This window comes from Segatella copri, assembly GCF_015074785.1.
Classification (GTDB): domain Bacteria; phylum Bacteroidota; class Bacteroidia; order Bacteroidales; family Bacteroidaceae; genus Prevotella.
Window position 1 is genome coordinate 146,578 of sequence record NZ_CP042464.1, and the last position, 26,849, is coordinate 173,426.

Below are 26,849 nucleotides of genomic sequence, written 5' to 3' on the forward strand. Positions count from 1 at the left end.
ATAAATCTACCCTTAATCGTGTATTGGATGATAGTTGCGGATTTTAGGAAGTATAGAAATCAACAGAAAATGTGCTGTTTATTCCGCAAACGGTAGTATCTTTGCACCATAAGTTCATAACGAATAGGTTTTTTGGTTTTTAGAAAAGATATTTTATTAGTTTTTGTTGATTTAATAATAAAAGCTCGGTCTGCAGTGATGCAATGCCGAGCTTTTGTATTTTTACTCCCTTTCAGGGTATTTCCTTTCTGTGTCTTTTATTCTAATTCCTCTATTTCTTTTTCGTCCATGTCTTTATCTAACTGGTCTCTCCACAGATACTTTCTGGTTTCATGCACTATGATACCACTCAGGCAGAGCAAGGAGATAAGGTTTGGTATCGCCATTAAAGCATTCATGCAGTCGGCAATGTTCCAAACCAGTCCCAGGCTGATGACACTACCCAGGAAGATAGTAGCAATATAGACTATGCGGAAACAGAGCATCCACTTTTTGCCTTTCAGATATTCTACGCACCGTTCTCCATAATAACTCCATCCCAATGTCGTACTGAATGCAAATGTTGCCAGTCCGATGGTCAATATCGGAGCTCCGATATATGGAATCTTACTGAAGGCAGCCTTGGTGAGTGCTGCTCCGTTATGATAGTCGATGTCTGGGTATGCTATGATACTTGAGGTGATGACAAGACCTGTAAGGGCACAGATGATGACAGTATCCCAAAAGGTACCGGTAGATGAAACCAATGCCTGACGCACAGGGTTACGGGTTTGGGCTGCTGCAGCAACGATGGGTGCAGAACCCAGACCACTTTCGTTAGAGAACAATCCGCGGGCTATACCATAGCGGGCTGCAATCATCATGGTACTTCCTGCAAAACCGCCACCTGCTGCCTTAGTCGTGAATGCAGAGTCTAAGATTACGTGGATGGCAGGCAATAAATAAGCATGATTTACACAGAGAATGTAGATGCAGCCTAATACATAAAAGAGTGCCATGAAAGGTACCAGCATGCCGCAAACCTTGGCGATACTGTTCACGCCTCCAAGAATCACAGCTGCTCCTAAAGCCGTAACGATGGTTCCAGTAATGTATGGAGAAATGCCGTATTGGTTTTCTACCAGGGTAGAGATGGCATTTGCCTGTACCGTGCTACCGATTCCGAATGATGCCAATGCGGCAAAGAGGGCGAACAGAACTGCAAGCCATTTCCAGCCCAATCCTTTTTCCAGGGCATACATAGGACCACCCAACATCGTGCCTCGCTTGGTCTTTACGCGATATTTTACGGCGAGTAATCCTTCGGCATATTTGGTAGAAATACCAAAGACACCGGTTAACCAGCACCAGAGTACGGCTCCTGGTCCGCCAAGAGCGATAGCTGTAGCCACACCGATGATGTTACCGGTACCAATTGTAGCTGCCAGTGCTGTTGCCAGTGCTCCGAACTGTGAAACATCTCCTGTGGCATTCTTGTCTTTCTTTACAGACAGTTTGATTGCCTTGAAAATCTTGCGTTGTGGAAAGCGCAAGCGGATGGTCAGAAAGATGTGGGTTCCCAACAGCAGGATAATCATAGGCCATCCCCAGAGGAATGAACTAAATGCGGTGAAAAAATCGTTTATTGCATCCATCTCTTAAAAATTTTATGTTTATCTTATATCTATATTTTTTATACCTGATAACGCAGTTACTTATGTGTTATAACCTTGTTATTTCTCAAATTCTATCTTTACGTTTTTGAATCCCATTGCTTTCAGCATCTCTCTAAACTGAGTTTTGGCATTCGCCTGTGCAGTATAGATATTGGTGCGGTTTAAGCAACGTTTCTTCATGGCTTGATAAGCACGCTCATACATAGCCTGTCTGTCGCTGCCTGTCCATTTGCCTTCTTCAAAGAAACTCTTGGTCTTCGCTTCGTCAATGAAGTTATGGTCCAGCAGTTTGATAGGAGGTAAAGTGCAAACGATGCTGTCCTGGCTGGCTTGTAGCCATCCTTTTTTTACATCCTTCATATCGATACCCAAGCGCAACGTTCCGTAATAGATACGTACCAGTTGGTCATCGCCAAAAAAGCCACGGCGTATAGTATCTATCAGTTCTTCATCACTTACAGATAGAAATTCCCATTGACCGATATTCTCGATGCTTTCTACCTGAGTGGGTGAGAGGGTTGTCTTATCTTCCTGTACCACGCTGACCTCGTTGTCTTTGGTGAGCCAATAGAAGGCTCCACCCAGAATAAGGATCAGTGCTAATAGTACGATGATTTGTATTCTTTTCATATCATTGTTCTCCTCGCTTAGTGATTCTTTTCGATAGTTGTCTTATCCAGAAGAGTCTTCAGATCGTTGAAAGTGAATTTCTTCCTGAAACTGATTTTGATATTCTCTTCTGCGAATCCCATGTCCTGTAGCATCGGAATCAGGGTGTTTGCTGCACTTTGGCGTGCCTGCTCAAGAATATCTAGGTTCGGGATATCGCGAATAATACTTTCCCTGCCTTGTTGTTCGAATTGTGACAGTTCTGCATCACTGTAGTTCTTTCTGGTGAGTGAAACGAATTGTCTTACACCTTCATGATTGATTTTACTGCTGGTGAGCATCACTTTTGGGTCTGGCAAGATGATTTCTATCTTGTCACCTTGTCGGTTAACGTTCTTGGCAGAGAATCCTGAAAAGTCTACATAAGCTTTTAATGTCGCATCCATCGGAATGGCCACCTTGCGGTTGGAGCCGGGAACATGAATATTAAAGTCTTTCTTGAACAGTGAGCCCTTCAGATTGAGCTGGTCATCATGTGTTATAATCTTATGAACATGAGCTTCAGCTGTATATAAGCGATTGCATTTCTGTATCTGCATCACCATCACAGGTATTGTGTCGATGACTTGCTCCTTCTTTTCTGTTTGCTGATGCGAACATGAAATGAAGGCAAAAAATACAGAAATGATAAATATTAACCTATTTTTCATACTTAATGTCTTTATTATGCTGCAAAGGTACGGCAAATTGTTCGAAAAACAAAACAAAATCGTTTTTTTTGATGTTCTTTTGCTAAGAAATGAAAAAAAAAGCAGAAAAAGCACTTTTTTTTATATCTTGATTAAACCTTTTCATTTTCTTTACGTCAAAGTTACGATTAGAATTCATAAACTGAACTTTTATTATATCGTGTAAGATTCAATAGGAAATTTATTAGTTAGTATTTAGGTATGTAGGGCGCCTGCTTGTGAAAGTAGACGCCTTTTTTGCATCTGATTTTGTGTAAGAATGTAGATTTCGGTTCTTTTCTTTGGCTATTTCAAAAGAAAAATGTACTTTTGCAGTAATAAAAAATAACGGAATGAAACGAATTGATTATATATTAATAGGTCTTTTAGCTATTTCAAGCTTGACGGCTTGTACAGAAAAGAAGAAGAGTAATATCATTATTGCTCCTAAACCGGTGGCTAAGGTTGTGAATAAAGCTACTCAGAAAATGAGTGATTATGAGCAGACCAGGGAGGCTGACTGGGTTGGTTCCCATTATAAAGTGGTGGTGAAGCGTAGTTCTGACAAGGAACTTCCGGTTCTCCAGTTGGACGAAAACACCAAGTATTATGATAACAGAATTTCGGTTAAGGTATTGAGAAGCGATGGCACAGAATTCTTTAGCCGTACTTTCACAAAGAAAGATTTCACATCCTATATTGACAAACATACACAGGACATGGGTGCTTTGCTCGGTATTGTTTATGTGAAAGCAGAAGGTGATTATCTTTACTTCGCAGCAAGTGTAGGGTCGCCTGATGTTACTAGTGATGAATATGTACCTCTGGTACTTAAGATTTCCCGAATGGGTAGTATCTCTATATCAAAGGATGAGAAGTTGGATACCAACGCTTCTGCTGAAGAGGAAGAAGAGGAAGAAGATGGGGTATAAAGCGGTTCTTCCTTTGATTCATAATGAGAAATTTATGGCAATTAGAACTTTTTGGATTAAATTCCATGCTTGATAAGCAGATTTCTTAGAAAACATTTGGAGATTCCGACAAATATAGACTGAACTTTCGCATGTGGTTTAAGTACGGGCTGAAGGCCCAAAAGCTCCTAGCCCAGGGCATCGCCCTGGGTTATTACGGATGCAAACCTGTCGCCCTATAAGGGCAAAAGCTTTAAAAAACTCACAGATAATACATAAAGCTTTTGCCCTTACAGGGCGTCTTGCTGATTGCTATTATACCCAGGGCGATGCCCTGGGCTAGGAGCTTCTGCCCTTTCAGGGCGTGTGGGATGTGGCTTATGACACACCCTCTTTTTTCTTTTGTACAGAACTTTCGATAGTAGGCTACACACGCCTTGAACCAACGGACACCGGCTAAAGATTTACACAGATTCTGGGCTTGAATAGAGTCTGAAAACGTTAAAAAACACTAACAAGGTGTCGCATTGCTCACGAATGCGACACCAAAAACCAAAAATTCATACCTGAAAAAACAAATATTACCCCCCCCACTTTCATATAAAAGCCTTAACTTTGCACCAGGATTTTTACAATCTGTATCATGAATGATTTAAAATATTGTAAATTATAATTAAAACATAATAGATATGAAGAAAGTTTTAACTAAGAAAAAAGTATGTTGCTCTTTGGAAAAAGACAGTATATTTTCTATAAAAAAAAGATCAATATGAGAAATTACTTAACTGGAAAAGAACGATTGCTGGTCGCATTGCTTGCTTTTATTCTTCCATTTTCTTTCGCGAAAGCAGAAGCAAGAGAAGATGGAAAGACGGGGCAGCAAGGCTGGTATATAGGAGTAGAGGGTGGAATGCCTTTCGGCTTCTCTACCTTCTCAAGCTTCGGACATGACAAGACTCGTCTCGGTTGGGCTGCTGGCTTATATGGGGGCTATCGTTTTAACTCCATCTTCTCGGCTGAGTTATCTGCTAAATATGGAGAAATGAACTTGTCTGCACAAGACTGCTGCGTAGAACGTAACTATTGGTTGGGTAGCGACGGCATGCTTTACAAGGCAGGTGTCTTAGGCATGGACAGTTGGGAATATGCCAATCTGAAAAGCCATGTCAGAATGGGACAATATGGGGCAAGAGTGAATATCAATCTCCTTGGACTGTTCCCTCAAACAGCTAACAGCCGATGGGATTTGGCTGTTTCACCTCATATATATGCAGTAACGACCAAGGCTGATATTCAGACTATATCCGATGATGCCAAAGTGATAAAAGGTTCTACCAACTGGCATTTGGGTTATGGTGCAGACTTGCAGGTTGGCTACCAGCTGACCTCTTGCTTAAAACTTGGTATCTATTCCGGTTTGACTCGTCTTACTGGCGAACGTATGGATGGAATGCCGGAATATCTGCATAAGAACAACTTCTTGTGGGAAAGTGGCATAAGATTAGGAATCAACTTGCCTTTTACCAATCCTCATCCGTAACTCCTAAAACAAGATAGAGAATGAAAGCAAAAAGAAGATTTAATATTTGGTTATGGGTGCTGTTATGCGTCCCATGCCTGTTGGCAAGCTGCGACCATGATGTTCATGATGGTGAAGATGAGGGTGGCTTGTCTGTATCACTCACTTGGGCAGATGAAGCCGACCAAGGCACGGAAGTGAAGGATGTGAAGCTCTGGATATTCAATGCCGATGACGGTTCGCTTGTAGAGGAAAAACATTATGGCAGTGCGCAGGAGGTGGCAAGCCAACGCTTCGCTCTTCCTGAAGGGCATTATCAGATATTGGCTATTACCAATCTCATAGAGCCATTCTTCACCACTGACCAGACCAGGGCTTTGACTAATTGGAACAATATCCAGATAGGCTTGACCAATCCTAAGGATGTGAACCATAATGCTTATTTCGGAGTGACCGACGTGAGGATTGACAACAAGGAAGGCAACTATGTGGTACAGAATCCTGTTAAAAGCGTGCTTGCCGAACTGACCATCATCATAGAGAATGTACCTAAAGGTACAGAGATGAGTGGCAAGGCATTAGATGCAGCCTGGTGTCTGTTCCCTACACAGAAGAATAGTGATGGAGAATATGGATTGCCGAGCATAAAGCCAACGGAAGTGGAAATGCCTACTATCTTGGCTACTGAGTCAACTTTGCAATCAGAAGTCATCCGGCTGATGCCGACCATACAGGGAAGCCCCGCCTCTCATGTTTATCTCCGCCTCTTGCTGCCTAACGGGACCTTGCAGGAGTATGACATCACCGCCCCTGCGATGAAGGTTGGAGGAAAGTATGAGTTGCGGCTCAACTACAACCAAATGCAGCCAAAGATGTATCTGGAAGCTACCATCAACGGTTGGACGAACCTCAACAATGAAGTAGAAATCAAATAATAATAATAACATTTAAAATATTGATAAAATGAAAAAGATGACGAAGTTTTTCGCCCTTGCACTCTTGGCAGGTGCAATGGTTTCATGCAGTACAGAAGACACCGCACCTTCTACCCAGAACGATAAGGTAGCCGTGCAGTTTACTGGTGGTATCAGCGTAAACACCCGTGCTGCTGGTGTAGCTTGGGCTGATGGTGACAAGATTGGTATCTTCATGACAGAAGCTGGCAAGACACTCTCTGCGGATGCTATCCAAGAGGGTGTTGACAATGTTTGCTATCAGTCAAATGGAAGTATAGCCTTTTCACCTGTTTCTGGTGGTAAGACTGTTTTCTTCCCGATAGATGGAGATGTGGACTTCTATTCTTACTATCCACAGACCACTGTCAATGACTACAAGGTAGCACTTGATGTAACAGACCAAACGAAACAGGAAGCTATCGACTTCATGTATGCCAAGACAGAAGGCTGCAACAAAGCTACGCCACAGGTTGACTTGAAGTTCTTCCATAAGTTAAGCAATCTTATTTTGGATGTTCAACCAGGTAACGGTCTCACGCAAGAAGACCTTAAGAAAATGACTGTGACAGTGAAAGGTCAGAATACCAAAGCCACTTTCAATCTTGTGGATGGAACTATCTCTGGTGAAGAAACTCCTGCGGACATCACGATGAAAACTACCGAAGTTGGCAAGCTGTATGAGGCAATCCTGCTCCCTACAGAAGAAGCAAGCCGAGTGATAGAGTTTGACCTCAAGAATGGTTACGACGCTCCTTTCGTATGGACAATGCCTGTAAAACTTGAGGGTGGAAAAAGATACCACTATACAGTAGTAAAATTGAGTCGTTCTGCCGTTGATATTTCTGGAACCATTAAGCCTTGGACAGAGGCTGGAGACAATAATGAACATATAGCACAATAACAACACTTAAAATATAACGTTTATGAAGAAGTTTAAAATTTTATACATCGCTGCCGCAGCATTGCTGTTTGCAGCTTGCGCTAACGAAGAAGACGGTATCGGCAACAGTGGTCCTGTTGCTGCTACAGTACAGGCGGATATTGTTAAAAACATCACACGTGCCACCACTGACGATACATGGTCTAAGAATGATGCCATTGGCGTATATGCCACATCATCTGGCTATACAACAGGAGACAATAAAAAGTATGTAACAACAAATGGGGATGGTACTTTTGAAGCTGCTGACAATAACAACATCATCTATTTCAAGGACAACAAAGAGACAACATTTAGTGCATACTATCCTTATAACAAATTCTTAACTGATGGTAAAATGAATTGGAATATAGCTGAGGTAGAAGCAAACCAACCTTGTAAGGCTGATGTACTTTTTGCCTCAGGGGCTACTGCAAGTAAAGCATCTCCAACTGTGAATTTTACAGATGCAGAACATCGCTTTAAGCATTGTATGAGTTTGGTTGAATTCAAAATTAAGCCAGGGCAGGGTGTCAAATATAACAATTATAAATTCAATAGCTTGAATATGAAAGGAATATTTACAAGCGGTAAATTTGACACAAGAACAGGTTCGGTTGAAACTGCTGGTGACAGAGCTACTCTTACTCGTGTTTTTAATGATGTACCTTTTGAAAGCGAAGAAAGTTTGGCTCTTCGCAAATTTTGGTGCACATAGTGCTAAAGCTTAAGCGCAACCTTTTTCTCCAACAAGGTGATGGAGGCTCGTCCTGCCATAATTCGTTTTACTGTTTTTATCTTGCATACCGTTCCTTCAAGAATTCCATTGTTCCATTTGCTGGTAATGGAATTCTTGATGGCCTGGTAGTCGTCAAGCAAACCCATGGCAAACTTTTCTATTCCATCCACCCCACATCCAATGGCCATATTTATCCATTTGTATAGTCCCATTTTGTTCTCTCCACTCAATATCCCTTGAAATGTGGAGACAAAGTATTTCAAATCATACATGTTTTTTTGTTGCATGAAAATCTTGACAGATTCCGTCTTTGGTCTTGAATTAAAGTGTACAATTGCGTTCCAAAGATCATGCTCTTCCATTCGTATGCTTTCTTTTGATAGAAATTTCCTCATTCTTTCTTTGTACTCCCCATATTCATTTTTCCATTTCTCCCTCAGAATGGACAGCAACATTTTCATTGCATACTTTTTCCCCGAACCATGAACGCCCTTGACCACACCTGAGTATTCCAAAGTCTTTTTCTCTAAGATTCTATCTGATATGTACTTCACATTTTTATATACCCATAGTTGGCTAGGGTTGAGAAAACTCTCATAAGTTGCATCTAGCAGTTTCTTAATCTCGCAACTGCTATAGCCTGTTTTGTCATGGATATCCTTTATAGAGAGCTCTTGATTTACATGCATTTGAAGACACAACTTCCGCTTAGCCAATGTTTTAGCTTTTTCCACGTCTTTACTCATTGAGTCCAAAGATGCATAAATACCTTGTAGCACCCAGGATTGATCTAAGACTGGAGGTTTGGGACCAATTTCACTTTTGTCCAACAAACGTTTTCTTTCATGCAAGAAGCGGCTTTGGACTTGTGGGAAAAGTGCTTTCGTCAAATTTTCCATAATATGGAATTTGTCTGCGACAACAGTTGCTGCAGGAAGAGCCTTCTTTATAGCCTTGATGTAACACTTGCCCCTATCGCGAGTGATGGTGGACACATGATGATAGAGGCTCAGGACTTCAGCGACCTTTTCGGAGTCTCTAGAATCAATCAATTCCAACACTTGACCAGTGTCATGATTGACGATGGCACTACCATACGAATAGCCTTTCCTTTTAGCAAAATCGTCTATACCAATGTTGGTTGCCGTCCTATCTGAAGCTAGTTTTATATTCTTGAGATGATTGATACATGTGTTGGGGCAGCAATGTATTCCCATATCCGACAATATTCTGGAAGCTGAGACTGATGACATCTGTAAGTGCACTTGGTTCATTAGTCTTGTACAGTCAATGGAAAATCTAGCATACTTGTTGAGCCAATCGGGCTGTTGCTCTGTAAAGAAATGACCATCGGCCTTACAGTGAAATTTACGCATATACAAAATCAGTGTAAAACGTTTTCCACCGAGCGGAGGCATGGTTACTTTCCTTTTTTGCCAGCCACGGGTATGATGTGTCTCGATATGGCAACGATCACAGCAAGCGCAAGTAGACTTGCTTTTTAGCGTCAGTGCCACTTCATCCTCTGTGATGGTATAGTTGATTATAACGAAATTAGCAAAGTGGGGGATGAGGAAAGCAACGAGGTTTTCTCCCACTTCAAAAGCATTTAATTTTAAATCCGTTTGGTTGTTTCCTAAATTTTCTGTACCTTTGCAAATGTTAGCGATTGTCTCCATTGTAAGTCTTATTTTTTGAACACTAATAAACTTACATTTTTTGTCGGACAATCGCTAACATTTTATGTAAAACTTTCTTAAAGAATTCTGCAGTTGGGCATTATGTGCACCAAAATTTGCGAAGAGCCGAAAGTTTTGCTTATATCATGTTGCCGCAAAGCCTTGAAAGCAATAAAATGGATATAGAGATTTACTTGTTGTTGAATGATAGCGAAGTAAAATACACAACCCCTATAACACCATCCACCAATGGACAATTTGAAGGTGGCAAAAAATATACATACAACATAACTGTTAAAAATACGGGGATTACTATAGAAAAAGCTAATATAGTTCCTTGGGAAAATGGTGATTCAAGTGATTTAGACGCAGATATAGCTTTGTAATGATAAATAAGGTACTGAAAATAGGGAATACAGGGTTAGTGAGCTTGGCCGCTCACTAACTCACTAACAATAAAAAACTGAAGATTATGAAGACGATAAAACAAAGAATTTCCTATGCGGTAATGGGCCTTATGGCTATGGGCTTTACAGCATGTACGCAAAATGAAGATATGGCTCCAACGCTGAAAGGGCAGGAAATCAATGCCACTTTCTCTGTTGGAGGTATGCAGACTCGTGTCAATACTTTAGGACATGGTGACAATTGGGAGGATAAAGATAAACTGAAAGTAGGGACATTTACTGATTTCGTTGCTGGTAGTACGGCTGTTCTTTCTTTTAATAGTGCAACAAACGAATGGTCTCGCAGTGGAAGTTTTCGTTGGTTAGATGAAGTCGACAAACATTTTATATTAGCTGTATATCCATCATCGGATGATTATGATCCATTTCATTTGGTATATGAATTGCCAACAAATCAAAGCTCACCAAAAGATTTGAAGTCTGCCGATTTAATAAATGGTCATTGGTACGGTTCTCCTTATGGTTATGTAACGATTCCAATGAAGCATCGTATGTCTTTGGTTACAATCATGTATCATGTTGGTACTGCAGAATATCCTAATTTGGACATAAGTAGCCCAAAAATTTGCTCACCTTGCAGTGGAGCGTATTTTAAATTGCCAGACGATAAAAATGGATGGAAAATGGACACTTCCAATTATCAAGAGGCTAAGTTGGTGGATGCCTGTAAGACAGAAGATGGTGAAGTGAAAACTTTCTCTGCCATCATAGTGCCTGGAACGGTGGGAACAGACAAGGAATTCTTAAAATTCTCAATAGGTGAGAAAAACTTTGTGTCAAAGCTAAAATCACAAACGGACTTTCAAGAGGGCGAGCGCTACACCTACAAACTCGATGTAGGAAAAGACAAAGTGGAACTGACCAGAATCAGCATAGATAATATGACTGGTTGGACAAATGAAGAAGAACTCAAATAAACAATGGAGGATATAACTATGCGCAAGATATTTCAATACATCATGCTGGCAGTCGTTACCATAGTAATGGCGTCATGCACAAGTGATATAGAAGAAACAACCGCAACAACAGGCAAGAACAACGTACAGTTGGTTGTTGGTGAATTTCCTGCATTCGGAGATTCACAGACTCGTGCTATTGGTACACCTGATGAAGGCAAGACTTCATGGGCTGAAGGAGATGAGTTGCTTCTGGAGATAGACAATACCTCTTATGGAAGACATAATGCAACCTTTACATATAATGGCAAGAGTTGGGAATTGACAAGTGGTGAATTGGTTTATCGGGAAGGAGACCCTGCATACATACCTCATGTATATTATGCCCCTAATTACAAATGGGAAGCCGGCAAATTAGTTTTGAAAGAAGGTAAGGATCCTGGAACAGATGAATATATCGAGGGAAATGCTATAATCACTGGTAATGGTATAAATGTATCTTTTGCCGAGGCAACACGCAACTATTCACGACTCCGCATTGCAACTATGCCAAATAAGCAAATAACAGTTGATACCGAATATTTCACTCCTGCGGGCAGCAGCGATATGAAATGGGATCAAAATTATGCCCTTACATCTGATGAAAATGGCAATGCCTATTTATATGGTAATTTTGTAACAAATTCCAGAGTCGATGTGAAATATGGGGAAGTTCCTTTGGCAACTTATAAATTCACGCAAGAAACAAAAAATGCTAAGAGTTATGCACTGGATGCTACTGTTGTTTCGCTGACTGACGAAGGTATCACTTACGAACAAATTGTGGAAGATGTCAAGAAGGAATTGGATGCGGGCAAGACTTACATCAATCTCATGCTTGCTCCCGATGCGGATGAAGAAACATTGGATGCAATACATATCGGACTTCAAGATGCAGGGTATGGGAGTATAAACCTTACTTTGATAGGATGTAAGAAGATTCCTTCAAGAGGATTTATGTACTGTAAAATGCTGAAATCCATAGCCCTCCCAGATGTTACAGAAATCGAGGGAAATGCTTTTTTAGATTGTACAGGGCTTCAAAAAGTAGTTTTAGGCAATCTTACAAAAGTATATGGTAATGTCAGAAATAATGGTATCTTTGATGGTCTCGACACTAAATACATCGATTTGGTTTTGTCAGAAGACCAGAAAGTTATGAATGGTGGCGAAACCGAAGGTGGGTATTGTTGGACTGCTGATATTACTAAAGATTATAGTGGTAGCGACGAACATAATGGAAGAGTATTCCTCGATTATGACTTCAAGTCTATTACATGTGTCTATCCAGTTCCATAATAAATACAGATTGTTTAACTCCAAACTGGGCAGGAGTATAAGTTGCCCAGCAAACATATCCCCCCGCACTTTATGGGAAACGACAAGGGTCTATATGCCACGATGAACAGGAGGCGTATAGACCCTTCATTTGTGGTATGGGATGGCTATCCTTTATCTTATAAAATACGGGAATCCAAACTTTTCCCGAAACTTTTCTCCCGTTTTCTTTGCGTTTTCAAAATAAAGTCGTAACTTTGCAATCAAGATAGATTAAAAAAGGAGGTTGCGATGCCAAAGATATTTGAATACTTCGGATTTATCTTTCTGTTCTATTCAAATGAGCATGAACCAATACACGTTCATGTAATGAAGGATGGACATGAAGCTATTTTCGAGATAATATTAGAAAATGGTGAACTTGTTGAAATTCATAGAAGAACTTCTAGCAAGATACCACCTTTAAGTGAGAAGGATGCTGCTACAGCAGAAGCCTTTGTGAAGAAGTACTATAAGAATATAGTTGATAAATGGGTAAACTTCTTTATTTATAAGAAAAGAATACGTTCAACTAAAATAACGAAGAAATTATGAACTTAAGTATCGTTTCTGCAAAATATGTGGCGCCATTAAAAGTTGAATTACACTTTAATGATGACACCATTAAGACGATAGATGTAGGTGCTTTTATCAGAAATCACCCACATCCGCAATATAACTCTTACTTGAATGAAAACAAATTCAAAAAGTTCAAGATAGAGTTTGGTAATATCGTTTGGGGAAAGAATTGGGATTTGATATTTCCAATAGATAAGTTATATGCTGGCGTTTGCTGCTGAACAAGAAAAGAATATTGTATAAGTCCTTAATACAGTGATTTTTACAGTACCTCACGGGAAATGACAAGGGTCTATATACCACGATGAACAGGTGGCGTATAGACCCTTGATTATATGGTGATATTCGTAATCTACATCTCCGCTTTCAGCAGCTTTATCTCCTCTGCCGTCAGCCCCGTCATATCCATGATAGACGCTTCATCCATACCCTTTGCCAGCATCTTTCTGGCAATCTCAAGGCTTCGCAGGTTCATGCCTTCAGCTCTGCCTTCTTCTCTACCTTTCTCCATACCTTTTTCCATACCTTCCTTCATACCAATTTCCTTACCCTCAGCTATACCTTCACGCTTAGCAGTGTCTACGGAATTCTTGATGTCGCGATATGCCATCTTGCTGGTCTCGTACTCCCTCATTTCCTGCGGTGTAAACTTGGCTATTTCGGCTTCCTCGAAGAGGCGGTCGAAGACCTTGTCGCACAGCTCTTTAGGGCGCTGGGTAAGCTTATAGAGGTTCTTCAGTGCATAGAGCCACTTCTCGTAGAGCGTATCCAGTTCTTCCAGGGGTTTGTTGAACTTGGAAATCTCTACATAAATATATTCGAGCTTGTCGTAAAATACTTTGTGGGTAGCTGTGTCGCACAACTGCACATGATGGCGGATTTTCTCCTTGTCGAAGGCGTCCTCGTTCATGCTGAAGTTGAGCAGGGCAACGGTATATATATGATTGAGCTTGAAATCCCACTCATTCCCCTTGGGCGCCTGTTCTCGGATGGGGAAGGTGGAGTAGAAGAGGGCGCGATCCTTGAAATACGTCTGGTAGGCATTCTGCATTTCAACGATGAACTTCTCGCCGTTTTCGCCCTCACAATATACATCAAAGATGGCTCTGCGGTCGGTATATACATCTCCCACATGCTCTGGATTCAGATACGACACGTCCTTCACAACCTGTCTGCCATTAAACAAGCTGTTGAGGAAGCAAATGAGCAAATCCTTGTTCATTGCTGTTCCAAAAATTCGCTTGAAACCGAAGTCGGTCAGCAAGCTGATGTATCTTTCTTCTACCTGCTTCATAATCATCTGTATTAAATATCCATGCCGCAAAGTTACGACTTTATTTTCAAACCCGCAAGAGATTTCTGTGAAAAGTTTATGAAAAAGTTAGGAACCCACATATTTTATGTTATAAGGTAAATATCTGTGTAAATCTGTGACAAGGGTCTATATGCCACGATGAACAGGTGGCATATAGACCCTTGATTATATGGTGATATTCGTAATCTACCTGGCATCAAACCAAAGTAGTCATTTTCAGAAAATCTCGCAGATGAATGTGCTTAATGCCATCAATATTGGTTTGACTGTAAAGCCTATCCATAGAAATCACGTATTTGGGATGACTGTCTTTTATCAATTTCAAATTGCCGAATTCACGCTCTACCGTTTCCTCAGAAGCCAGCAGATAGGTAACTTGCACATACGCCACACTATCCGCTTTCTCGGCAACAAAATCAATCTCAGCCTTATACATCTGACCAACATATACTTTATACCCCATCCTGCACAAATGGATATATACAGCGTTTTCCATCACCTTTTCGATATCAAAACGCCTGTTGCCACCTATAATATGATTCCTGATTCCCAGGTCTTCGAAATAGAACTTGTCGCCTAACTCGAAAAGTCGCTTGCCATGAATGTCGTATCTGTTAACTCTATCGATAATAAAAGCATTGCTTAAATACTCCAAATACGTGAGAATCATCTTGGCAGACGTTTCGGTGTTCTGGCTTTTCAGAAATTTTACAATACTCGTTGCTGAGAATTGTTTACCGATATTATCGCTCACAAACTTCAGCAGCGTTCGCAACAATGGTATGTTTCTGATGTTTTCTCGCTCTATGATATCACGAAGTACTATCGTATTATACACATTGTCAAGATAATCTTCTACCAAATCGGTATTTTCCAATCCTAAACTGCGCAACTGAGGGAGCCCGCCATACTGCAGATACAGGTTCAAGGAAGCATCATCATCCTTCAGTTCATGGAACGTCAGGAACTCTTCATAGCAGAGTCCTCTAATGCGATAAGCAATATATCTGCCTCTCAGGCGAGTTGCCAGTTCGCCCGATAGCATCTTGGCGTTGCTGCCGGTAATCATAATCTGGCAGGTATCATCCGATTGGATACTGAGGAGTGCTTTCTCGAAATCAGAAATCTCCTGCACCTCATCAATAAACAGATAGTTTTCCTTACCCTCAACGATGTTGGCTGCTACATAAGCCTCCAGATCCTGATAGTTGGCTATCATATCAAATGAGGTTTTCTCCTTATCTATATAGATAACGTGATTTTCTTCATTCTCAGCGATGTGATTATAAATTCGCCGCATCACACAACTCTTGCCGACACGCCTCTGGCCCGTCAATGCAATCATCATTCCACGTCCAAACATGCGTTCGATACGATTGGAATACCCTAGTCTTTCTAATATTTTTTGTTTCATACGAGTAAAACTTTTCACAAAGATACTCTTTTTGTTTCACATAAGTAACAAAAACGATAGATTTTTTGTTTTTATTACTTATAATTAACAGGTTGGGTACACATTGCACCTCACGGGAAACGACAAGGGTCTATATGCTACGAAGAAAAGGTGTCGTATAGACCCTTGGTTATATGGTGATATTTGTAATCTACATCTCCGCTTTCTGTTTTTTATGAATTGCTCAGATTCTTAATGATTTCCAAAGACAGCTGGGTAGCTTTGGCAACCTGTTCGGCAGAAAGTCCCATTGCCAGCAATCGTTGTGCTGTTTCTGTGTTTGCCTCATGTTTGCCTTCTGCTCTACCTATTTCTATACCTTCACGCTTGGCAGTGTCTACGGAATTCTTGATGTCGCGATATGCCATCTTGCTGGCTTCAAAGCTGATGTATCTTTCTTCTACCTGCTTCATAATCATCTGTATTAAAAATCCATGCCGCAAAGTTACGGTTTTATTTTCATATCTGCAAGAGATTTCTGGGATTTTTAAAGGTAAAAAAGTAAAAAGGTAAAAAAGTAAAGATTTTGCTATCCCAATACTATCTGATAACTTTTTCTAAAACTTTTCCCAAAAATCTCTTGTGGGTTTGAAAATAAAGTCGTAACTTTGCGGGAAAGTTGACTTTTAAAGATAGATTAGGTGTTATGGCTGAAAAGAACAATATACCACAGTTTGTGAACAGCGACTCATTCATGGCAGACAAGAACTATGTGAAGTGGTTGTCTGACTTGAAAAAGCGCTTTCATGCGGCACAGCTTAAAGCTGCAGTCAAAGTGAATACAGAAATGCTCAAATTCTATTGGAGTTTGGGCGAGGACATTTGTGAGAAACAGAAACAGTATAAGTGGGGGGCAAAAGTTATTGGAAGACTTAGTCTTGACTTGCGTGCGGAATTTCCTCAGAGTGAGGGATTTTCCAGGACCAACTTGTATGATATCAAACGGTGGTTTGCGTTCTATTCAAGTCAAATAGAATTTGTCCACCAGGCTGGTGGACAATTACAGAAAGTGGATAATGCCAACACACCAATTCCGGAGATTCTGCTTGGTGTGCCTTGGAGACACCAAACGGTAATTGTTTCCAAATGCGATACGATAAACGAAGCCTTGTTCTATCTTAATAAGGTAGTTGAAAACAACATGAGCCGTACAGAATTGGAGTATGTTGTTAAGTCTCAATTGTATGAGCATACAGGCAAGGCGTTGAACAACTTTGATGTTACATTGTCGCAACCGCAAAACCTATTGGCTGCAGAGATTATAAAAGATCCATATAAGTTGGATTTCTTCTCTTTACCGAGCAAGTTCAGCGAAATGGATTTGGAGAATAAGTTGGCTACCAATATTACTCGTTTCCTCTTGGAACTGGGTAAGGGCTTTGCGTATGTAGGTCGGCAGATAGAACTTGATACGCCAAGCGGAAAGGCGTACTTCCCCGACATGATATTCTACCATACTCGGTTGAAATGCTATGTGGTAGTGGAGTTGAAAATCGTGGATTTTATGCCTGAGTTCATCGGCAAGCTGAATTTCTATGTTTCGGCAGCAGATGAGTTGCTTAAAGGAGAAGGAGACAATCCAAGCATTGGCATTCTCCTTTGCAAGGATAAAGACTCGTCCGTTGTTGAATGGTCTTTGCGTGGTATTACCACTCCGTTAGGTGTGGCAAGTTATCAGTTGCAGGAGGTGTATGAACGTACACTGCTTGAAATCAAGCAGGAATCGGCAGAGGAAGAAGACTAAGCAAAATTGAAATCGTAGACAGGGTTTACGATGTTTGCATGTTTGCATGCAAACATGTTTTGGTTTGACTAGCATGTGTGTTGTCTAATGGGGGTAAGTCCCTAATAAGCCCTAATAGCGGGGATTGTATAGCCAATAGCAAGGGTGTCCCTTTTGTCCGCTATGCCGATGACTCGATGATATTTTGTAAGTCCAAGCGTGCAGCCAAACTCAAGGAGTTGACTTCCCGAAGCAATGGTTGGGGATATGCCAAGAGGAAGCTAAAACTTGAAGAGTACATAAGGGGGTGGGTAGTACCTCAAAAGGTACCCAAAATAGGAACCGTATGTACGGTGGTGTGAGAGGTCGGAAAATTTATGATATGGCAGATGGCATGCAGGCGGTAACAATGCCGTTTACAACCCTTTGGGGATATGATACGGATGCTGACAGAGTCGGAATTTATGTGTTTTATGTTGTTTTCTTCACGAATAATTTGGTAGTTACAAATAAACAGTGTATCTTTGCAGCAGAAATGCTGCACTCGGTAATTTGAGAACAAATTTTCATTGTGCCTGTTTGCATTATCAATAAATCAAATAACAAAAATTCTGCTTATGGGAAAGATAGTAGATAAAACAGAGACTAAGATAGTTACGCTTGATGGAGTTGAGATTATCAAGCAGGTAACGAAGGTACTTATGCCTAATGGTAAGTACCGATATCCTACTGTGTATTTTACGGTTAACGATGATGTCAAGGCTCTGACAGCAGAACAATTAGACAAAATCCGCATCCCTGTCTACAAACAGTTAATTTGAAATTAATATGGAAGAAAGTGAAGGTTATCCCTTCGTCTTTCAAATGATAGACAGGGATAGTGCAGATCTCTCGTCATTAAAATATAATTACTGAAGTTTCGCATGTAAGCTCCACACGCCCTGAAAGGGCAGAAGCCCCTAGCCCAGGGCATCGCCCTGGGTGTTTATGGACGCAAACCTGTCGCCCTGTAAGGGCAAAAGCTTTCAAATACCTGGCAATATACTAAGCTTTTGCCCTTACAGGGCGCCTTGCAGATTGCTATTATACCCAGGGCGCTGCCCTGGGCTAGGAGCTTTTGGGCCTTCAGCCCGTACTTAAACCACATGCGAAACTTCAGTAATTAGGTTAACAGTATATATCTGATTACGGGAAACGACAAGGGTCTATATGCCACGATGAATAGATGGCGTATAGACCCTTGGTTATATTGGTGACTAAAGTTTCCGGAAATTGAGTGTTAGCGTTGTTTCATATCATTAAACCCTTTCCATTATTAATAAAGTTCTTTGTTTCAATTTCGGCACAAATATAAGAAAAAAATCCTAATCCCAAAATTTATACTGATTTTTGGGATTAGGGACCCAAAAAGCTTCAGAAGCAGCACGCCCTTTACCTTTGCTTTACTCTTCGGCCAGCGATTTTCAATTCCGCTACGCGGTCGGTGACCGAAGTAGCTTTCTTCATAATTCTTTTCTTTTGATTCTATTTCGCGAAGATACAAAAGAATCCGAATAATCGGATACCATTCCTTCTTTCTTGTTTTGTAAGCAGAACATGGTTTTACTGCTCGTTTTTATACTATTAAACATAAATATTCACTTTTGCGAGATTTTTCTTGCGGAAAATTTTGTGATTTCAATAATTATTCGTATCTTTGCAGCGTCAGTCCTCGCCAAGCCTCTTAACAATGCTCAAATCGTGCGAGGCGTTTTTTATTTATACACATTTGAATATGGCAAATCTTATACCTTTTACAAAACGATTTGAATCTTCAGAAAATCTCGTTAATTTGCTTGAATCACGAGGTTTACAGATTTATGATAGGAACAAAGCCATACAGTACCTTGACAATATTGGTTATTACAGATTGTCTGCTTATATGTATCCTTTGTTGAAGATGCCCAAGACAGCACATTTATACAAGGAAGGTTCATCCTTCAAGAAAGTGATGATGCTTTATCGTTTTGATAAGAAACTGAGACTACTCATGTTCAATGAGATAGAAAAGATTGAAATTGCTATCAGACGGGCAGTAATGCAAATAACAGCAGATATGACGGGCAATCCTTTTTGGCTTACTGACTCTTCTTATTTCTTGGATAGTTCCAGGTTTAATGAAACAATACGAGCTATATCCAAGGAATACAGCAAATCCAAGGAGGAGTTTGTTCTTCATTTCAAGCGAACCTATTCTGAGCCATATCCACCATCGTGGATTTTAGGCGAGCTGCTTACTATTGGAAATGTCAATGCTATTTATCGTAACATCAAACAAAATCGCATACGCAAACGCATAGCTAAACGTTTTGGTTTGCCTATCAATGTGTTTGAGTCATGGCTTACAGTTATTGCTGTTACTCGAAATGCCTGTGGTCATCATTCAAGAGTATGGAACAAACAGAATGCTATTCAGCCAGCGATTCCAAATAGTCCTGAAAGAGAATGGATAACGCTACCAACAGATTCCATGCGTGCTTACTTCGATCTGTGCATCATCAAGTACTTTCTTAATGTTATATCCCCCAATAATGATATGCAATCCAAAATAACATGGTTGTTCATTCGGTTTCCCGAAATTGACTTAAAAGCTCTCGGCTTTCCGCAGGGATGGCAAATGGAACCATTATGGAGGTAATTTCAAGTGAAACTGCTATTTTATACCAGTTTGTACCGGTTTATGTGGTTTGCATCATGAATTTTATGCCAAAGGAGCATGAGGTGACAAAGTTTAGGACAGACGTTGCTTTGAGGGAGAAGTCTAGTGACTCGATGTTTTCTGACAAGCTTCGTTTCATCTATCTTTCTCTTCCTTTCTTTGATAAGAGTGAGGAAGAATGCGAGACAGGTTTTGAAAAATGGATTTATGTTTTGAAGTATTGGAAAGATTGCCTTTTACGGCACAGAAAAAGATATTCGATCATCTTGCTAAATTGGCGGATGTTCGTTGCTTGAGTAGTGAGGAGCAGGAAAAATACGATGAAAGTATTAAGGCTGCCGATGATTACTACGGCGTCCTGATGAGTTATTACATGAATGGTATTGATGAAGGTGTTGCCAAAGGTGAAGCAAGGGGTAGCCATCATAAAAGTCTGGAAATTGCCAAAAAAATGATGGCAAAGCCGAAAATTCGCTTGAAACCGAAGTCGGTCAGCAAGCTGATATATCTTTCTTCTACCTGCTTCATAATCATCTGTATTAAAAATCCATGCCACAAAGTTACGACTTTATTTTCAAACCCGCAAGAGATTTCAGTGAAAAGTTTATGAAAAAGTAAGAGAGATTGCGTTTCTTATGTGATAGGACAAGGGTCTATATGCCACGATGACAAGTGGTGTATAGACCCTTGATTATATGGTGATATTTGTCATCAATATCTCCGCTTATGAATTGCTCAGATTCTTAATGATTTCCAAAGGTAGCTGGGTAGCTTTGGCAACCTGTTCGGCAGAAAGTCCCATTGCCAGCAATCGTTGTGCTGTTTCTGTGTTGGCCTCATGTTTGCCTTCTGCTCTACCTTTCTCCATACCTTTTTCCATACCTTTCTGATATCTGTCATCCAGAAGGGTTCTTTCAACACTTACCGAATCCCAAAACTTGTCATAGGCTCTGAGTTCGGCATCAGTAAAACCGGAAATCTCCAGTTCTTCTGTTGTCGGCAGATATTGTTGCTGTTGTATCAGTTCATCTTCGCTGAGTGGCAGGAGGGCGTTCAGAAGACTGATCAGTCTTTTAGGATGATTGCCGAATATCTTCTTGAACGTAAGGTCTGCCTTAGGGTCTAAGTACTTCATAACCATCTGTTTTAAAATTCACTACTGCAAAGTTACGGTTTTATTTTCAAACACGCAAGAGATTTTAGGGAAAAGTTTCGGAAAAAGTTAGAGATTGTTGAATGTTGAATGTGGAGTGTTGAATGGTCTATATGCCTCGATGAACAGGTGACGTATAATTAGTCTTTGTTGATAATTACTTCTTGAATAGAGTCTGGAAACGTTAAAAAATACCAACAAGGTGTCGCATTGCTCACGAATGAGACACCAAAAACCAAAAATTCATACCTGAAAAAACAAATATTACCCCCCCACTTTCATATAAAACCCTTAACTTTGCACCAGGATTTTTACAATCTGTATCATGAAGGATTTAAAATATTGTAAATTATAATCAAAACATAATAGATTAATATGAGAAATTACTTAACTGGAAAAGAACGGTTACTGGTCGCAGCACTTGCATTTATTCTTCCAAAAAGAAGATTTAATATTTGGTTATGGGTGCTGTTATGCGTCCCATGCCTGTTGGCAAGTTGCGACCATGATGTTCATGATGGTGAGGATGAGGGTGGTTTGTCGGTATCGCTCACTTGGGCAGATGAAGCTGATAAAGGCACGGAAGTGAAGGATGTGAAGCTCTGGATATTCAATGCCGATGACGGTTCCTTAGTTGAGGAAAAACATGATGGTAGTGCGCAGGAGGTGGCAAGCCAACGCTTCGCTCTTCCTGTAGGGCATTATCAGATTCTGGCTGCCACCAACCTTATAGAACTGTTTTTTATCGGTGAGGCTACAAGGGCAACCCTCAATATGAACCAACTCATGTTTGGATTGTCCAATCCAAGTGCCTCTCCCGACCATGCCTATTATGGTGTCACGGACATCGGTATTGACAAATCAAATGTCAACTACATAACCAAAAATGAAATGCGCCATATACTTGCAGAATTGACCATCTTCATTGAAGGAGTTCCTGACAATTTTGCAATGATAGGCAAGGTTCTAAATGTGGCAACCGGACTCCTTCCCCTGCAAAAGAATGAGGATGGAACATTTGGGACGGCAAGCTATACCAAGGAAGAGTGTGATATACCTTTGAGAATCGCAGTGCCTGGCGAAACTTTAAAAACGGAAACATTACGCTTGATGCCGACAGCCAACGGTTTACATACCACCAAGTTGTTTATCCAACTGATTTCTCCTGGGGGAGTAGTTAGTAACTACGACATAGAAGCACCCGTCATGAAGTCTGGAGGCAAGTATCAGATAAACTTGGAATTTGAGAAGATGAAACCTTACATGTATCTTACGAGCACGAAGATAGATGATTGGACTGAGGAATGGATTTATCGTGGTGAAATCCTGAATCCTGAAGATTAAGCGACCCTCTCATTTAGCAAGAATCATAACAAGAATATAAACATAAAATAGTAAAAGACAATGAAAAAGAAGACTTATCTCTTTGCCCTGATGGCAATGGTCTTGACATTGGGAAGTTGTTCTGACAACGAGAATGGTATCGGAGGCGAGACCTCCAAGTATATCACCGTTTCTACCAGTATCGGCAATATGACACGTGTTGCCACAGATGAGAAGGGTGGACAAACCTTTGAGGAGGGTGATGAAATCAGCGTGTATGCCTGGACTGGCGATGCAACTGTTGCTCCAGAGACACGCGAGCGTGTGGTGAATAACGCCATCAATAAGCTGACTAACGGTTCATGGGTATCCACTCCACAGATGCTTTGGAAGAACAACCGCGACAAGCATTATTTCATCGGTGTATACCCTATTTCAGCAATATCCGACCTTTCTGCCGGAGAATATACATTCGATGAGACAAAGCAAGTGGAAAACGACCTCTTGGTGGCAGTCAACAAAGATGGCTTATCCTATAATGTCGATGAACAGCAAACTGTTCCTCTCACCTTTACCCATGTAATGGCAAAACTTGTGGTGAACCTTACCTATAAGAATCAATGGGGAACAGAGGGACCTACCGTAGATAAGGTAGCTGTAGGCAATGCCGCAAAAAAAGCAACCATCAATTATCTGACCAAGGTTGTCACCCCGTCTGCTGTAGCAGAAGATAAAGCAGACTTCGACATGCCAGCATTAACCGCCAACAAGCAATATGCTTCCATCATCATCCCGCAGGATGGTGTTCAGAAGATAATCATCACCATTGGCGGCAAGGACTTCATCTACGACAACGGAACTCCTTTCAAGTTTGAGAGTGGCAAGATTACCACCGTCAACCTGGAGGTAGGACGTGACGTCATAAAACTTGGCGATGTTAACATCTCAGACTGGGGTTCTACAGGCGAACCTATCAAGGGTGAGGCTTACGATTAACTTTCTTAAAATTAAAACATAAAATTCGACAATATGAAAGCAATTAAAATATTAGCAATGGCAGCTTTGGCAACGGCAGTTTTTGCCAGCTGCTCCAGTGAGGATGAATTGGCACAGAGCAATTATCCAATGGATAATGTGGTCAGAATCATGACAAGCGTAGATGGCATGAATACCCGTGCCTCTTATGGAAACAGCACCGACAAGCTTAATTCGTTTGGCTTCTGCATCAAGAATGCTAATAGCGAAACATATACCTATGATAACGTCAAGGTAACAAAGGAAGGCAGCAATTGGATTCCTGCTACCCAGATGTTGTGGCAGAATTCAACTACCGCTGTTGACATTCTGGCTTATGCGCCATATCAGGAGACTACCGAAGATGCAAATGGCAAAGTTAAAGTCTATGGAAATAATGATTACGCTTTTGCTGTACAGGCAGACCAAAGCAATGCTAATGACTATACTTCAGACTTCATTGTTTATAGACAAAAGAACTTCACTCCTGGTACGGAATTGAATGCCAACCAAGCTGTTGACATTACATTCTCCCATATCCTTAGTCAGTTGAATCTGACTATCGAGCTAAGAGATGAGTTTAACCAAAACAAGGAAAAGCCTATTACGGCAGAATCAGTAACAGATGTAAAGATAAATGGAACTATCCTAAGTAGTAAGGTGGATTTTACAGCAGAATCAATAGTTGCAAAAGTTGATAACACCCAAGGTGCAACTGCTATTACTCCTGAGGTTGTTAAATTCAATGGAGCCGATGAAAAAACAGCCCATCCAACTTTCAACTATTCAGCTATTGTAATCCCACAGTCTGTCACATCTGGGAAATTTAGCATCGGTTTTAAAGTGAATGGCAATTCTTATGTTTGGACTGCTACAGAAAATGATGTTGTATTTTTGTCAGGGAAAAGCCATCAGTTGCATTTATTGGTAGGCAAGGATGTGGTACAGATAAGTTACATTGGGGTAAGTCCTTGGGGGGAAGAGCATACCGACAATTTAGAGACAGAATAAAAGTTTGTTTGACATTAATAGATACAAAATATGAAGATAACAAAATATATTGGCGCATTAGCATTTGTTGCAATGCTCGCTGCTTGCTCTAATGAGGAAGAGCAAGGTATAAATACTTTGAGCAATGTAGTTGAGGTTACAGCCAACGTTGGTAAAAATAGTATTTTTACACGTAGTAATCCAGTGGGCAAAACAGAAGAAGCTCTGTCTGTGTTTAATGATGGCGATTTAATCCGCATATTGACTAATGGTAAAACCGTAAATTACACTAAAAGTGGTGACAATTGGATACCAGAAAATGGTGACTATTTGTGTTGGACGGGTGGCTTACAGGAGTTCAAAGCAATATACCCTTATAGCGCAAGTGAAAACACTGTAAATACGATATATAGTGGATATGTGTCTGCTGACCAATCTACCCTTGACAAAATAGCCAAGTCTGATTATATGTGGACTAATCGAATTGAGGCTAAAGCTCCTCAAGATAGAATGTTGGAGTTATATTTTCAGCGTCAAACAGCTCGTGTTGTTGTCAGAGTAAGTTCTTTTGGCAATGAATTCGATGGACTGAAGCCTGTGCTTACCGATGTAAAAGTTTATTCAAAACTTCATGTTTCGGCAGAAGAGCAAGTAGGAGAAAATGAGAACATAGAAGAAATCACAGCTTATAAAGATCCAACTTCTGATGAGAATGGCAATAATGTCTTCTATGCATTGGTTGCACCTGGTGAAAAAAAAGATGGAGAGAATTTCCTCAAACTCACAGTGACATACAATGATGAAGATGGCAATCCAACATTGTCAAAAGACTTGTTTGTAAAGGGTATTCCTGCTCACGAAAAATCCCAAAGCTATACCTATAACGTAAAAATAGGTAAGGATAATGCTGCGGTAGGAAATGTAAATGTTACTAATTGGAGTACAGGCAGCGTTATCGAAGGGGGCGATGCTGTAACAACTACAGAAAAAGCCTTACTGGTGATAGAAAAGGCTTTGGCTGCGAGTAAAAAGGACATTGAAATCACTTTAGATGCAGATGCAGGTAGAGATGTGCTTAAGAAGATAAAAGATGCCCTAAGTAGTGCAGATGATGGCAGTATTGAATTAACTGTTAACGGAGTTGAGACATTATGTGCTGAAGCATTTCTGGAGTGTACTCAGCTAAAATCAATAAACTTGCCAAATGTTAAAAGCATTGGGCAATCAGCCTTTTATGATTGCTACAATATGGAAGCTGTTAATGCTCCAAATGCAACAAGCATAGGTGACATGGCTTTTGTGTCCTGCTTAAGGCTCGGAAAAGTGACATTGGGGAATATATCCAAGGCTGGTACGGAAATCTTTTATTTTATTGATACAGAGAACTCTATAGATTTGGTGTTGTCTGGCGACCAGAGAAAGATGTCTGATAAATATACAGAAACAGGATGGGAGCCTGATCCTGACGGGGAAAATTATAAAGACTCCCCGGAACATCTTAACTGTGATTTTCTTGGCTATAGATTTAAATCTATAAGTTGCGGAGACAAGAAATACAACTTATACTCCTAAGTTGGGCAGGAGTATTAGGTGCCCAGCAATTATAGTCACCCGCACCTCACGGGAAACGACAAGGGTCTATATGCCACGAAGAACAGGTGGCGTATAGACCCTTGATTATATGGTGATATTCGTAATCTACATCTCAGCTATTCTGTTTTTTATGATATGGCGGATGGCATGCAGGCGGTAACAATGCCGTTTACAACCCTTTGGGGATATGATACGGATGCTGACAGAGTCGGAATTTATGTGTTTTATGTTGTTTTCTTCACGAATAATTTGGTAGTTACAAATAAACTGTGTATCTTTGCAGCAGAAATGCTGCACTCGGCAATTTGAAAACAAGTTTTCTTTGTGCCTGTTTGCATTATCAATAAATCAAATAACAAAAATTCTGCTTATGGGAAAGATAGTAGATAAAACAGAGACTAAGATAGTTACGCTTGATGGAGTTGAGATTATCAAGCAGGTAACGAAGGTACTTATGCCTAATGGTAAGTACCGATATCCTACTGTATATTTTACGGTTAACGATGATGTCAAGGCTCTGACAGCAGAACAATTAGACAAAATCCGCATCCCTGTCTATAAACAGTTAATTTGA

The 26,849-nt window shown here is 40.5% G+C and carries 26 protein-coding genes and 3 pseudogenes; 21 read left to right on the forward strand and 8 right to left on the reverse strand.

Annotated features, from left to right (window positions below; translation table 11 throughout):
* Window positions 1-257: 257 nt before the first annotated feature.
* The 3 genes from FO447_RS00545 to FO447_RS00555 form a co-directional block, all read right to left on the reverse strand.
* Window positions 258-1,634, reverse strand: coding sequence for an alanine/glycine:cation symporter family protein (locus tag FO447_RS00545; RefSeq protein ID WP_117728298.1), 1,377 nt, complete (start codon window positions 1,632-1,634; stop codon window positions 258-260).
* A gap of 78 nt (window positions 1,635-1,712) precedes the next feature.
* Window positions 1,713-2,285 carry a DUF4230 domain-containing protein gene (locus FO447_RS00550; protein ID WP_117587276.1) on the reverse strand — a complete coding sequence of 191 codons (573 nt, stop codon included), beginning with the start codon at window positions 2,283-2,285 and terminating at the stop codon, window positions 1,713-1,715.
* A gap of 17 nt (window positions 2,286-2,302) precedes the next feature.
* Window positions 2,303-2,974, reverse strand: coding sequence for a DUF4230 domain-containing protein (locus FO447_RS00555; RefSeq protein ID WP_153092644.1), 672 nt, complete (start codon window positions 2,972-2,974; stop codon window positions 2,303-2,305).
* 371 nt (window positions 2,975-3,345) lie between these two features.
* On the opposite strand from FO447_RS00555, the gene FO447_RS00560 reads away from it, so the two are divergent.
* The 5 genes from FO447_RS00560 (at window position 3,346) to FO447_RS00580 (ending at window position 8,015) form a co-directional block, all read left to right on the forward strand.
* A complete protein-coding gene (locus tag FO447_RS00560) occupies window positions 3,346-3,924 on the forward strand; it encodes a DUF4738 domain-containing protein (RefSeq protein WP_118416362.1) in 579 nt (192 codons plus the stop codon).
* A gap of 748 nt (window positions 3,925-4,672) precedes the next feature.
* Window positions 4,673-5,443, forward strand: a complete 771-nt coding sequence (locus FO447_RS00565) for an outer membrane beta-barrel protein (protein ID WP_200757208.1) — start codon at window positions 4,673-4,675, stop codon at window positions 5,441-5,443.
* Window positions 5,444-5,463: 20 nt separating this feature from the next.
* Window positions 5,464-6,357 (forward strand): FimB/Mfa2 family fimbrial subunit, encoded by an 894-nt coding sequence (locus FO447_RS00570; RefSeq protein WP_200757209.1) that lies wholly within the window; start codon window positions 5,464-5,466, stop codon window positions 6,355-6,357.
* A gap of 28 nt (window positions 6,358-6,385) precedes the next feature.
* Window positions 6,386-7,279 carry a fimbrillin family protein gene (locus FO447_RS00575; protein ID WP_200757210.1) on the forward strand — a complete coding sequence of 298 codons (894 nt, stop codon included), beginning with the start codon at window positions 6,386-6,388 and terminating at the stop codon, window positions 7,277-7,279.
* Window positions 7,280-7,301: 22 nt separating this feature from the next.
* A complete protein-coding gene (locus tag FO447_RS00580; protein WP_200757212.1) occupies window positions 7,302-8,015 on the forward strand; it encodes a fimbrillin family protein in 714 nt (237 codons plus the stop codon).
* A 2-nt stretch (window positions 8,016-8,017) separates the two neighbouring features.
* Here the strand turns inward: FO447_RS00580 and FO447_RS00585 are convergent, their stop codons facing one another.
* Window positions 8,018-9,715 carry an ISL3 family transposase gene (locus FO447_RS00585; protein WP_118082171.1) on the reverse strand — a complete coding sequence of 566 codons (1,698 nt, stop codon included), beginning with the start codon at window positions 9,713-9,715 and terminating at the stop codon, window positions 8,018-8,020.
* A gap of 104 nt (window positions 9,716-9,819) precedes the next feature.
* Between FO447_RS00585 and FO447_RS00590 the strand changes: the two genes are divergently transcribed.
* The 5 genes from FO447_RS00590 to FO447_RS00610 all read left to right on the forward strand — a co-directional run bounded on the left by FO447_RS00590 (window position 9,820) and on the right by FO447_RS00610 (window position 13,234).
* A complete protein-coding gene (locus FO447_RS00590; RefSeq protein ID WP_262893220.1) occupies window positions 9,820-10,101 on the forward strand; it encodes a BF2992 family fimbrillin-A clan protein in 282 nt (93 codons plus the stop codon).
* A gap of 86 nt (window positions 10,102-10,187) precedes the next feature.
* Entirely contained in the window at window positions 10,188-11,099 is a 912-nt protein-coding gene (locus FO447_RS00595) for a fimbrillin family protein (RefSeq protein WP_200757216.1), read from the forward strand.
* Window positions 11,100-11,102: 3 nt separating this feature from the next.
* Complete coding sequence (locus FO447_RS00600; protein ID WP_200757218.1) at window positions 11,103-12,416, forward strand: hypothetical protein; 1,314 nt, start codon at window positions 11,103-11,105, stop codon at window positions 12,414-12,416.
* Window positions 12,417-12,686: 270 nt separating this feature from the next.
* Complete coding sequence (locus FO447_RS00605) at window positions 12,687-12,989, forward strand: DUF4160 domain-containing protein (protein WP_119238464.1); 303 nt, start codon at window positions 12,687-12,689, stop codon at window positions 12,987-12,989.
* Complete coding sequence (locus FO447_RS00610; protein ID WP_022251301.1) at window positions 12,986-13,234, forward strand: DUF2442 domain-containing protein; 249 nt, start codon at window positions 12,986-12,988, stop codon at window positions 13,232-13,234. The genes FO447_RS00605 and FO447_RS00610 overlap by 4 nt, the downstream gene beginning before the upstream one ends.
* Before the next feature lie 131 nt (window positions 13,235-13,365).
* On the opposite strand, the gene FO447_RS00615 is transcribed toward FO447_RS00610, so the two are convergent.
* The 3 genes and pseudogenes from FO447_RS00615 to FO447_RS16305 all read right to left on the reverse strand — a co-directional run.
* Window positions 13,366-14,313, reverse strand: a complete 948-nt coding sequence (locus tag FO447_RS00615; RefSeq protein ID WP_200757220.1) for an Rpn family recombination-promoting nuclease/putative transposase — start codon at window positions 14,311-14,313, stop codon at window positions 13,366-13,368.
* Window positions 14,314-14,524: 211 nt separating this feature from the next.
* Window positions 14,525-15,742 (reverse strand): ATP-binding protein, encoded by a 1,218-nt coding sequence (locus FO447_RS00620; protein WP_022109872.1) that lies wholly within the window; start codon window positions 15,740-15,742, stop codon window positions 14,525-14,527.
* A gap of 212 nt (window positions 15,743-15,954) precedes the next feature.
* A pseudogene (locus FO447_RS16305) lies at window positions 15,955-16,104 on the reverse strand (Rpn family recombination-promoting nuclease/putative transposase); the annotation flags it as partial.
* Window positions 16,105-16,427: 323 nt separating this feature from the next.
* Between FO447_RS16305 and FO447_RS00630 the strand changes: the two are divergent.
* The 6 genes and pseudogenes from FO447_RS00630 (at window position 16,428) to FO447_RS00655 (ending at window position 20,812) form a co-directional block, all read left to right on the forward strand.
* Window positions 16,428-17,525, forward strand: coding sequence for a PDDEXK nuclease domain-containing protein (locus FO447_RS00630; protein WP_200757223.1), 1,098 nt, complete (start codon window positions 16,428-16,430; stop codon window positions 17,523-17,525).
* A gap of 98 nt (window positions 17,526-17,623) precedes the next feature.
* A pseudogene (locus tag FO447_RS00635) lies at window positions 17,624-17,818 on the forward strand (hypothetical protein); the annotation flags it as partial.
* Between the two features lie 303 nt (window positions 17,819-18,121).
* On the forward strand, window positions 18,122-18,325 hold the full coding sequence (locus FO447_RS00640) for a hypothetical protein (RefSeq protein ID WP_006846247.1): 204 nt from the start codon (window positions 18,122-18,124) through the stop codon (window positions 18,323-18,325).
* Between the two features lie 953 nt (window positions 18,326-19,278).
* Window positions 19,279-20,181 (forward strand): Abi family protein, encoded by a 903-nt coding sequence (locus tag FO447_RS00645; protein ID WP_117695798.1) that lies wholly within the window; start codon window positions 19,279-19,281, stop codon window positions 20,179-20,181.
* Between the two features lie 65 nt (window positions 20,182-20,246).
* Complete coding sequence (locus FO447_RS00650) at window positions 20,247-20,498, forward strand: Rpn family recombination-promoting nuclease/putative transposase (RefSeq protein WP_234699101.1); 252 nt, start codon at window positions 20,247-20,249, stop codon at window positions 20,496-20,498.
* Window positions 20,402-20,812, forward strand: a complete 411-nt coding sequence (locus FO447_RS00655; protein WP_200757227.1) for a hypothetical protein — start codon at window positions 20,402-20,404, stop codon at window positions 20,810-20,812. Before FO447_RS00650 ends, FO447_RS00655 begins: the two co-directional genes overlap by 97 nt.
* Before the next feature lie 387 nt (window positions 20,813-21,199).
* Here FO447_RS00655 and FO447_RS16310 read toward each other — a convergent pair.
* Window positions 21,200-21,337 (reverse strand): annotated as a pseudogene (locus FO447_RS16310) (Rpn family recombination-promoting nuclease/putative transposase); the annotation flags it as partial.
* 507 nt (window positions 21,338-21,844) lie between these two features.
* On the opposite strand from FO447_RS16310, the gene FO447_RS00665 reads away from it, so the two are divergent.
* From FO447_RS00665 to FO447_RS00685, 5 genes are all read left to right on the forward strand, one after another.
* The gene (locus tag FO447_RS00665) at window positions 21,845-22,699 is read left to right on the forward strand and encodes a FimB/Mfa2 family fimbrial subunit (protein WP_234699031.1); all 855 of its coding nucleotides are present in this window, start codon (window positions 21,845-21,847) and stop codon (window positions 22,697-22,699) included.
* A 60-nt stretch (window positions 22,700-22,759) separates the two neighbouring features.
* Window positions 22,760-23,674 (forward strand): fimbrillin family protein, encoded by a 915-nt coding sequence (locus tag FO447_RS00670; protein WP_200757229.1) that lies wholly within the window; start codon window positions 22,760-22,762, stop codon window positions 23,672-23,674.
* 57 nt (window positions 23,675-23,731) lie between these two features.
* Window positions 23,732-24,703 (forward strand): fimbrillin family protein, encoded by a 972-nt coding sequence (locus FO447_RS00675; RefSeq protein ID WP_200757230.1) that lies wholly within the window; start codon window positions 23,732-23,734, stop codon window positions 24,701-24,703.
* Between the two features lie 30 nt (window positions 24,704-24,733).
* Window positions 24,734-26,254: a fimbrillin family protein gene (locus tag FO447_RS00680; protein WP_200757231.1), complete on the forward strand. Its 1,521-nt coding sequence runs from the start codon at window positions 24,734-24,736 to the stop codon at window positions 26,252-26,254.
* A 391-nt stretch (window positions 26,255-26,645) separates the two neighbouring features.
* Complete coding sequence (locus FO447_RS00685; RefSeq protein WP_006846247.1) at window positions 26,646-26,849, forward strand: hypothetical protein; 204 nt, start codon at window positions 26,646-26,648, stop codon at window positions 26,847-26,849.

Excerpts from the sequence above, each read along its gene's own strand:
- FO447_RS00545 (WP_117728298.1), bottom strand. The coding sequence starts at position 1,634 with ATGGATGCAATAAACGATTTTTTCACCGCATTTAGTTCATTCCTCTGG.
- FO447_RS00615 (WP_200757220.1), bottom strand. The coding sequence starts at position 14,313 with ATGATTATGAAGCAGGTAGAAGAAAGATACATCAGCTTGCTGACCGAC.
- FO447_RS00655 (WP_200757227.1), top strand. The coding sequence starts at position 20,402 with ATGGATTTATGTTTTGAAGTATTGGAAAGATTGCCTTTTACGGCACAG.
- FO447_RS00675 (WP_200757230.1), top strand. The coding sequence starts at position 23,732 with ATGGCAGCTTTGGCAACGGCAGTTTTTGCCAGCTGCTCCAGTGAGGAT.
- FO447_RS00595 (WP_200757216.1), top strand. The coding sequence starts at position 10,188 with ATGAAGACGATAAAACAAAGAATTTCCTATGCGGTAATGGGCCTTATG.
- FO447_RS00600 (WP_200757218.1), top strand. The coding sequence starts at position 11,103 with ATGGAGGATATAACTATGCGCAAGATATTTCAATACATCATGCTGGCA.
- FO447_RS00680 (WP_200757231.1), top strand. The coding sequence starts at position 24,734 with ATGAAGATAACAAAATATATTGGCGCATTAGCATTTGTTGCAATGCTC.
- FO447_RS00550 (WP_117587276.1), bottom strand. The coding sequence starts at position 2,285 with ATGAAAAGAATACAAATCATCGTACTATTAGCACTGATCCTTATTCTG.
- FO447_RS00605 (WP_119238464.1), top strand. The coding sequence starts at position 12,687 with ATGCCAAAGATATTTGAATACTTCGGATTTATCTTTCTGTTCTATTCA.
- FO447_RS00670 (WP_200757229.1), top strand. The coding sequence starts at position 22,760 with ATGAAAAAGAAGACTTATCTCTTTGCCCTGATGGCAATGGTCTTGACA.
- FO447_RS00555 (WP_153092644.1), bottom strand. The coding sequence starts at position 2,974 with ATGAAAAATAGGTTAATATTTATCATTTCTGTATTTTTTGCCTTCATT.
- FO447_RS00685 (WP_006846247.1), top strand. The coding sequence starts at position 26,646 with ATGGGAAAGATAGTAGATAAAACAGAGACTAAGATAGTTACGCTTGAT.
- FO447_RS00610 (WP_022251301.1), top strand. The coding sequence starts at position 12,986 with ATGAACTTAAGTATCGTTTCTGCAAAATATGTGGCGCCATTAAAAGTT.
- FO447_RS00560 (WP_118416362.1), top strand. The coding sequence starts at position 3,346 with ATGAAACGAATTGATTATATATTAATAGGTCTTTTAGCTATTTCAAGC.
- FO447_RS00640 (WP_006846247.1), top strand. The coding sequence starts at position 18,122 with ATGGGAAAGATAGTAGATAAAACAGAGACTAAGATAGTTACGCTTGAT.
- FO447_RS00580 (WP_200757212.1), top strand. The coding sequence starts at position 7,302 with ATGAAGAAGTTTAAAATTTTATACATCGCTGCCGCAGCATTGCTGTTT.
- FO447_RS00565 (WP_200757208.1), top strand. The coding sequence starts at position 4,673 with ATGAGAAATTACTTAACTGGAAAAGAACGATTGCTGGTCGCATTGCTT.
- FO447_RS00630 (WP_200757223.1), top strand. The coding sequence starts at position 16,428 with ATGGCTGAAAAGAACAATATACCACAGTTTGTGAACAGCGACTCATTC.
- FO447_RS00585 (WP_118082171.1), bottom strand. The coding sequence starts at position 9,715 with ATGGAGACAATCGCTAACATTTGCAAAGGTACAGAAAATTTAGGAAAC.
- FO447_RS00645 (WP_117695798.1), top strand. The coding sequence starts at position 19,279 with ATGGCAAATCTTATACCTTTTACAAAACGATTTGAATCTTCAGAAAAT.
- FO447_RS00620 (WP_022109872.1), bottom strand. The coding sequence starts at position 15,742 with ATGAAACAAAAAATATTAGAAAGACTAGGGTATTCCAATCGTATCGAA.
- FO447_RS00650 (WP_234699101.1), top strand. The coding sequence starts at position 20,247 with ATGCCAAAGGAGCATGAGGTGACAAAGTTTAGGACAGACGTTGCTTTG.
- FO447_RS00570 (WP_200757209.1), top strand. The coding sequence starts at position 5,464 with ATGAAAGCAAAAAGAAGATTTAATATTTGGTTATGGGTGCTGTTATGC.
- FO447_RS00575 (WP_200757210.1), top strand. The coding sequence starts at position 6,386 with ATGAAAAAGATGACGAAGTTTTTCGCCCTTGCACTCTTGGCAGGTGCA.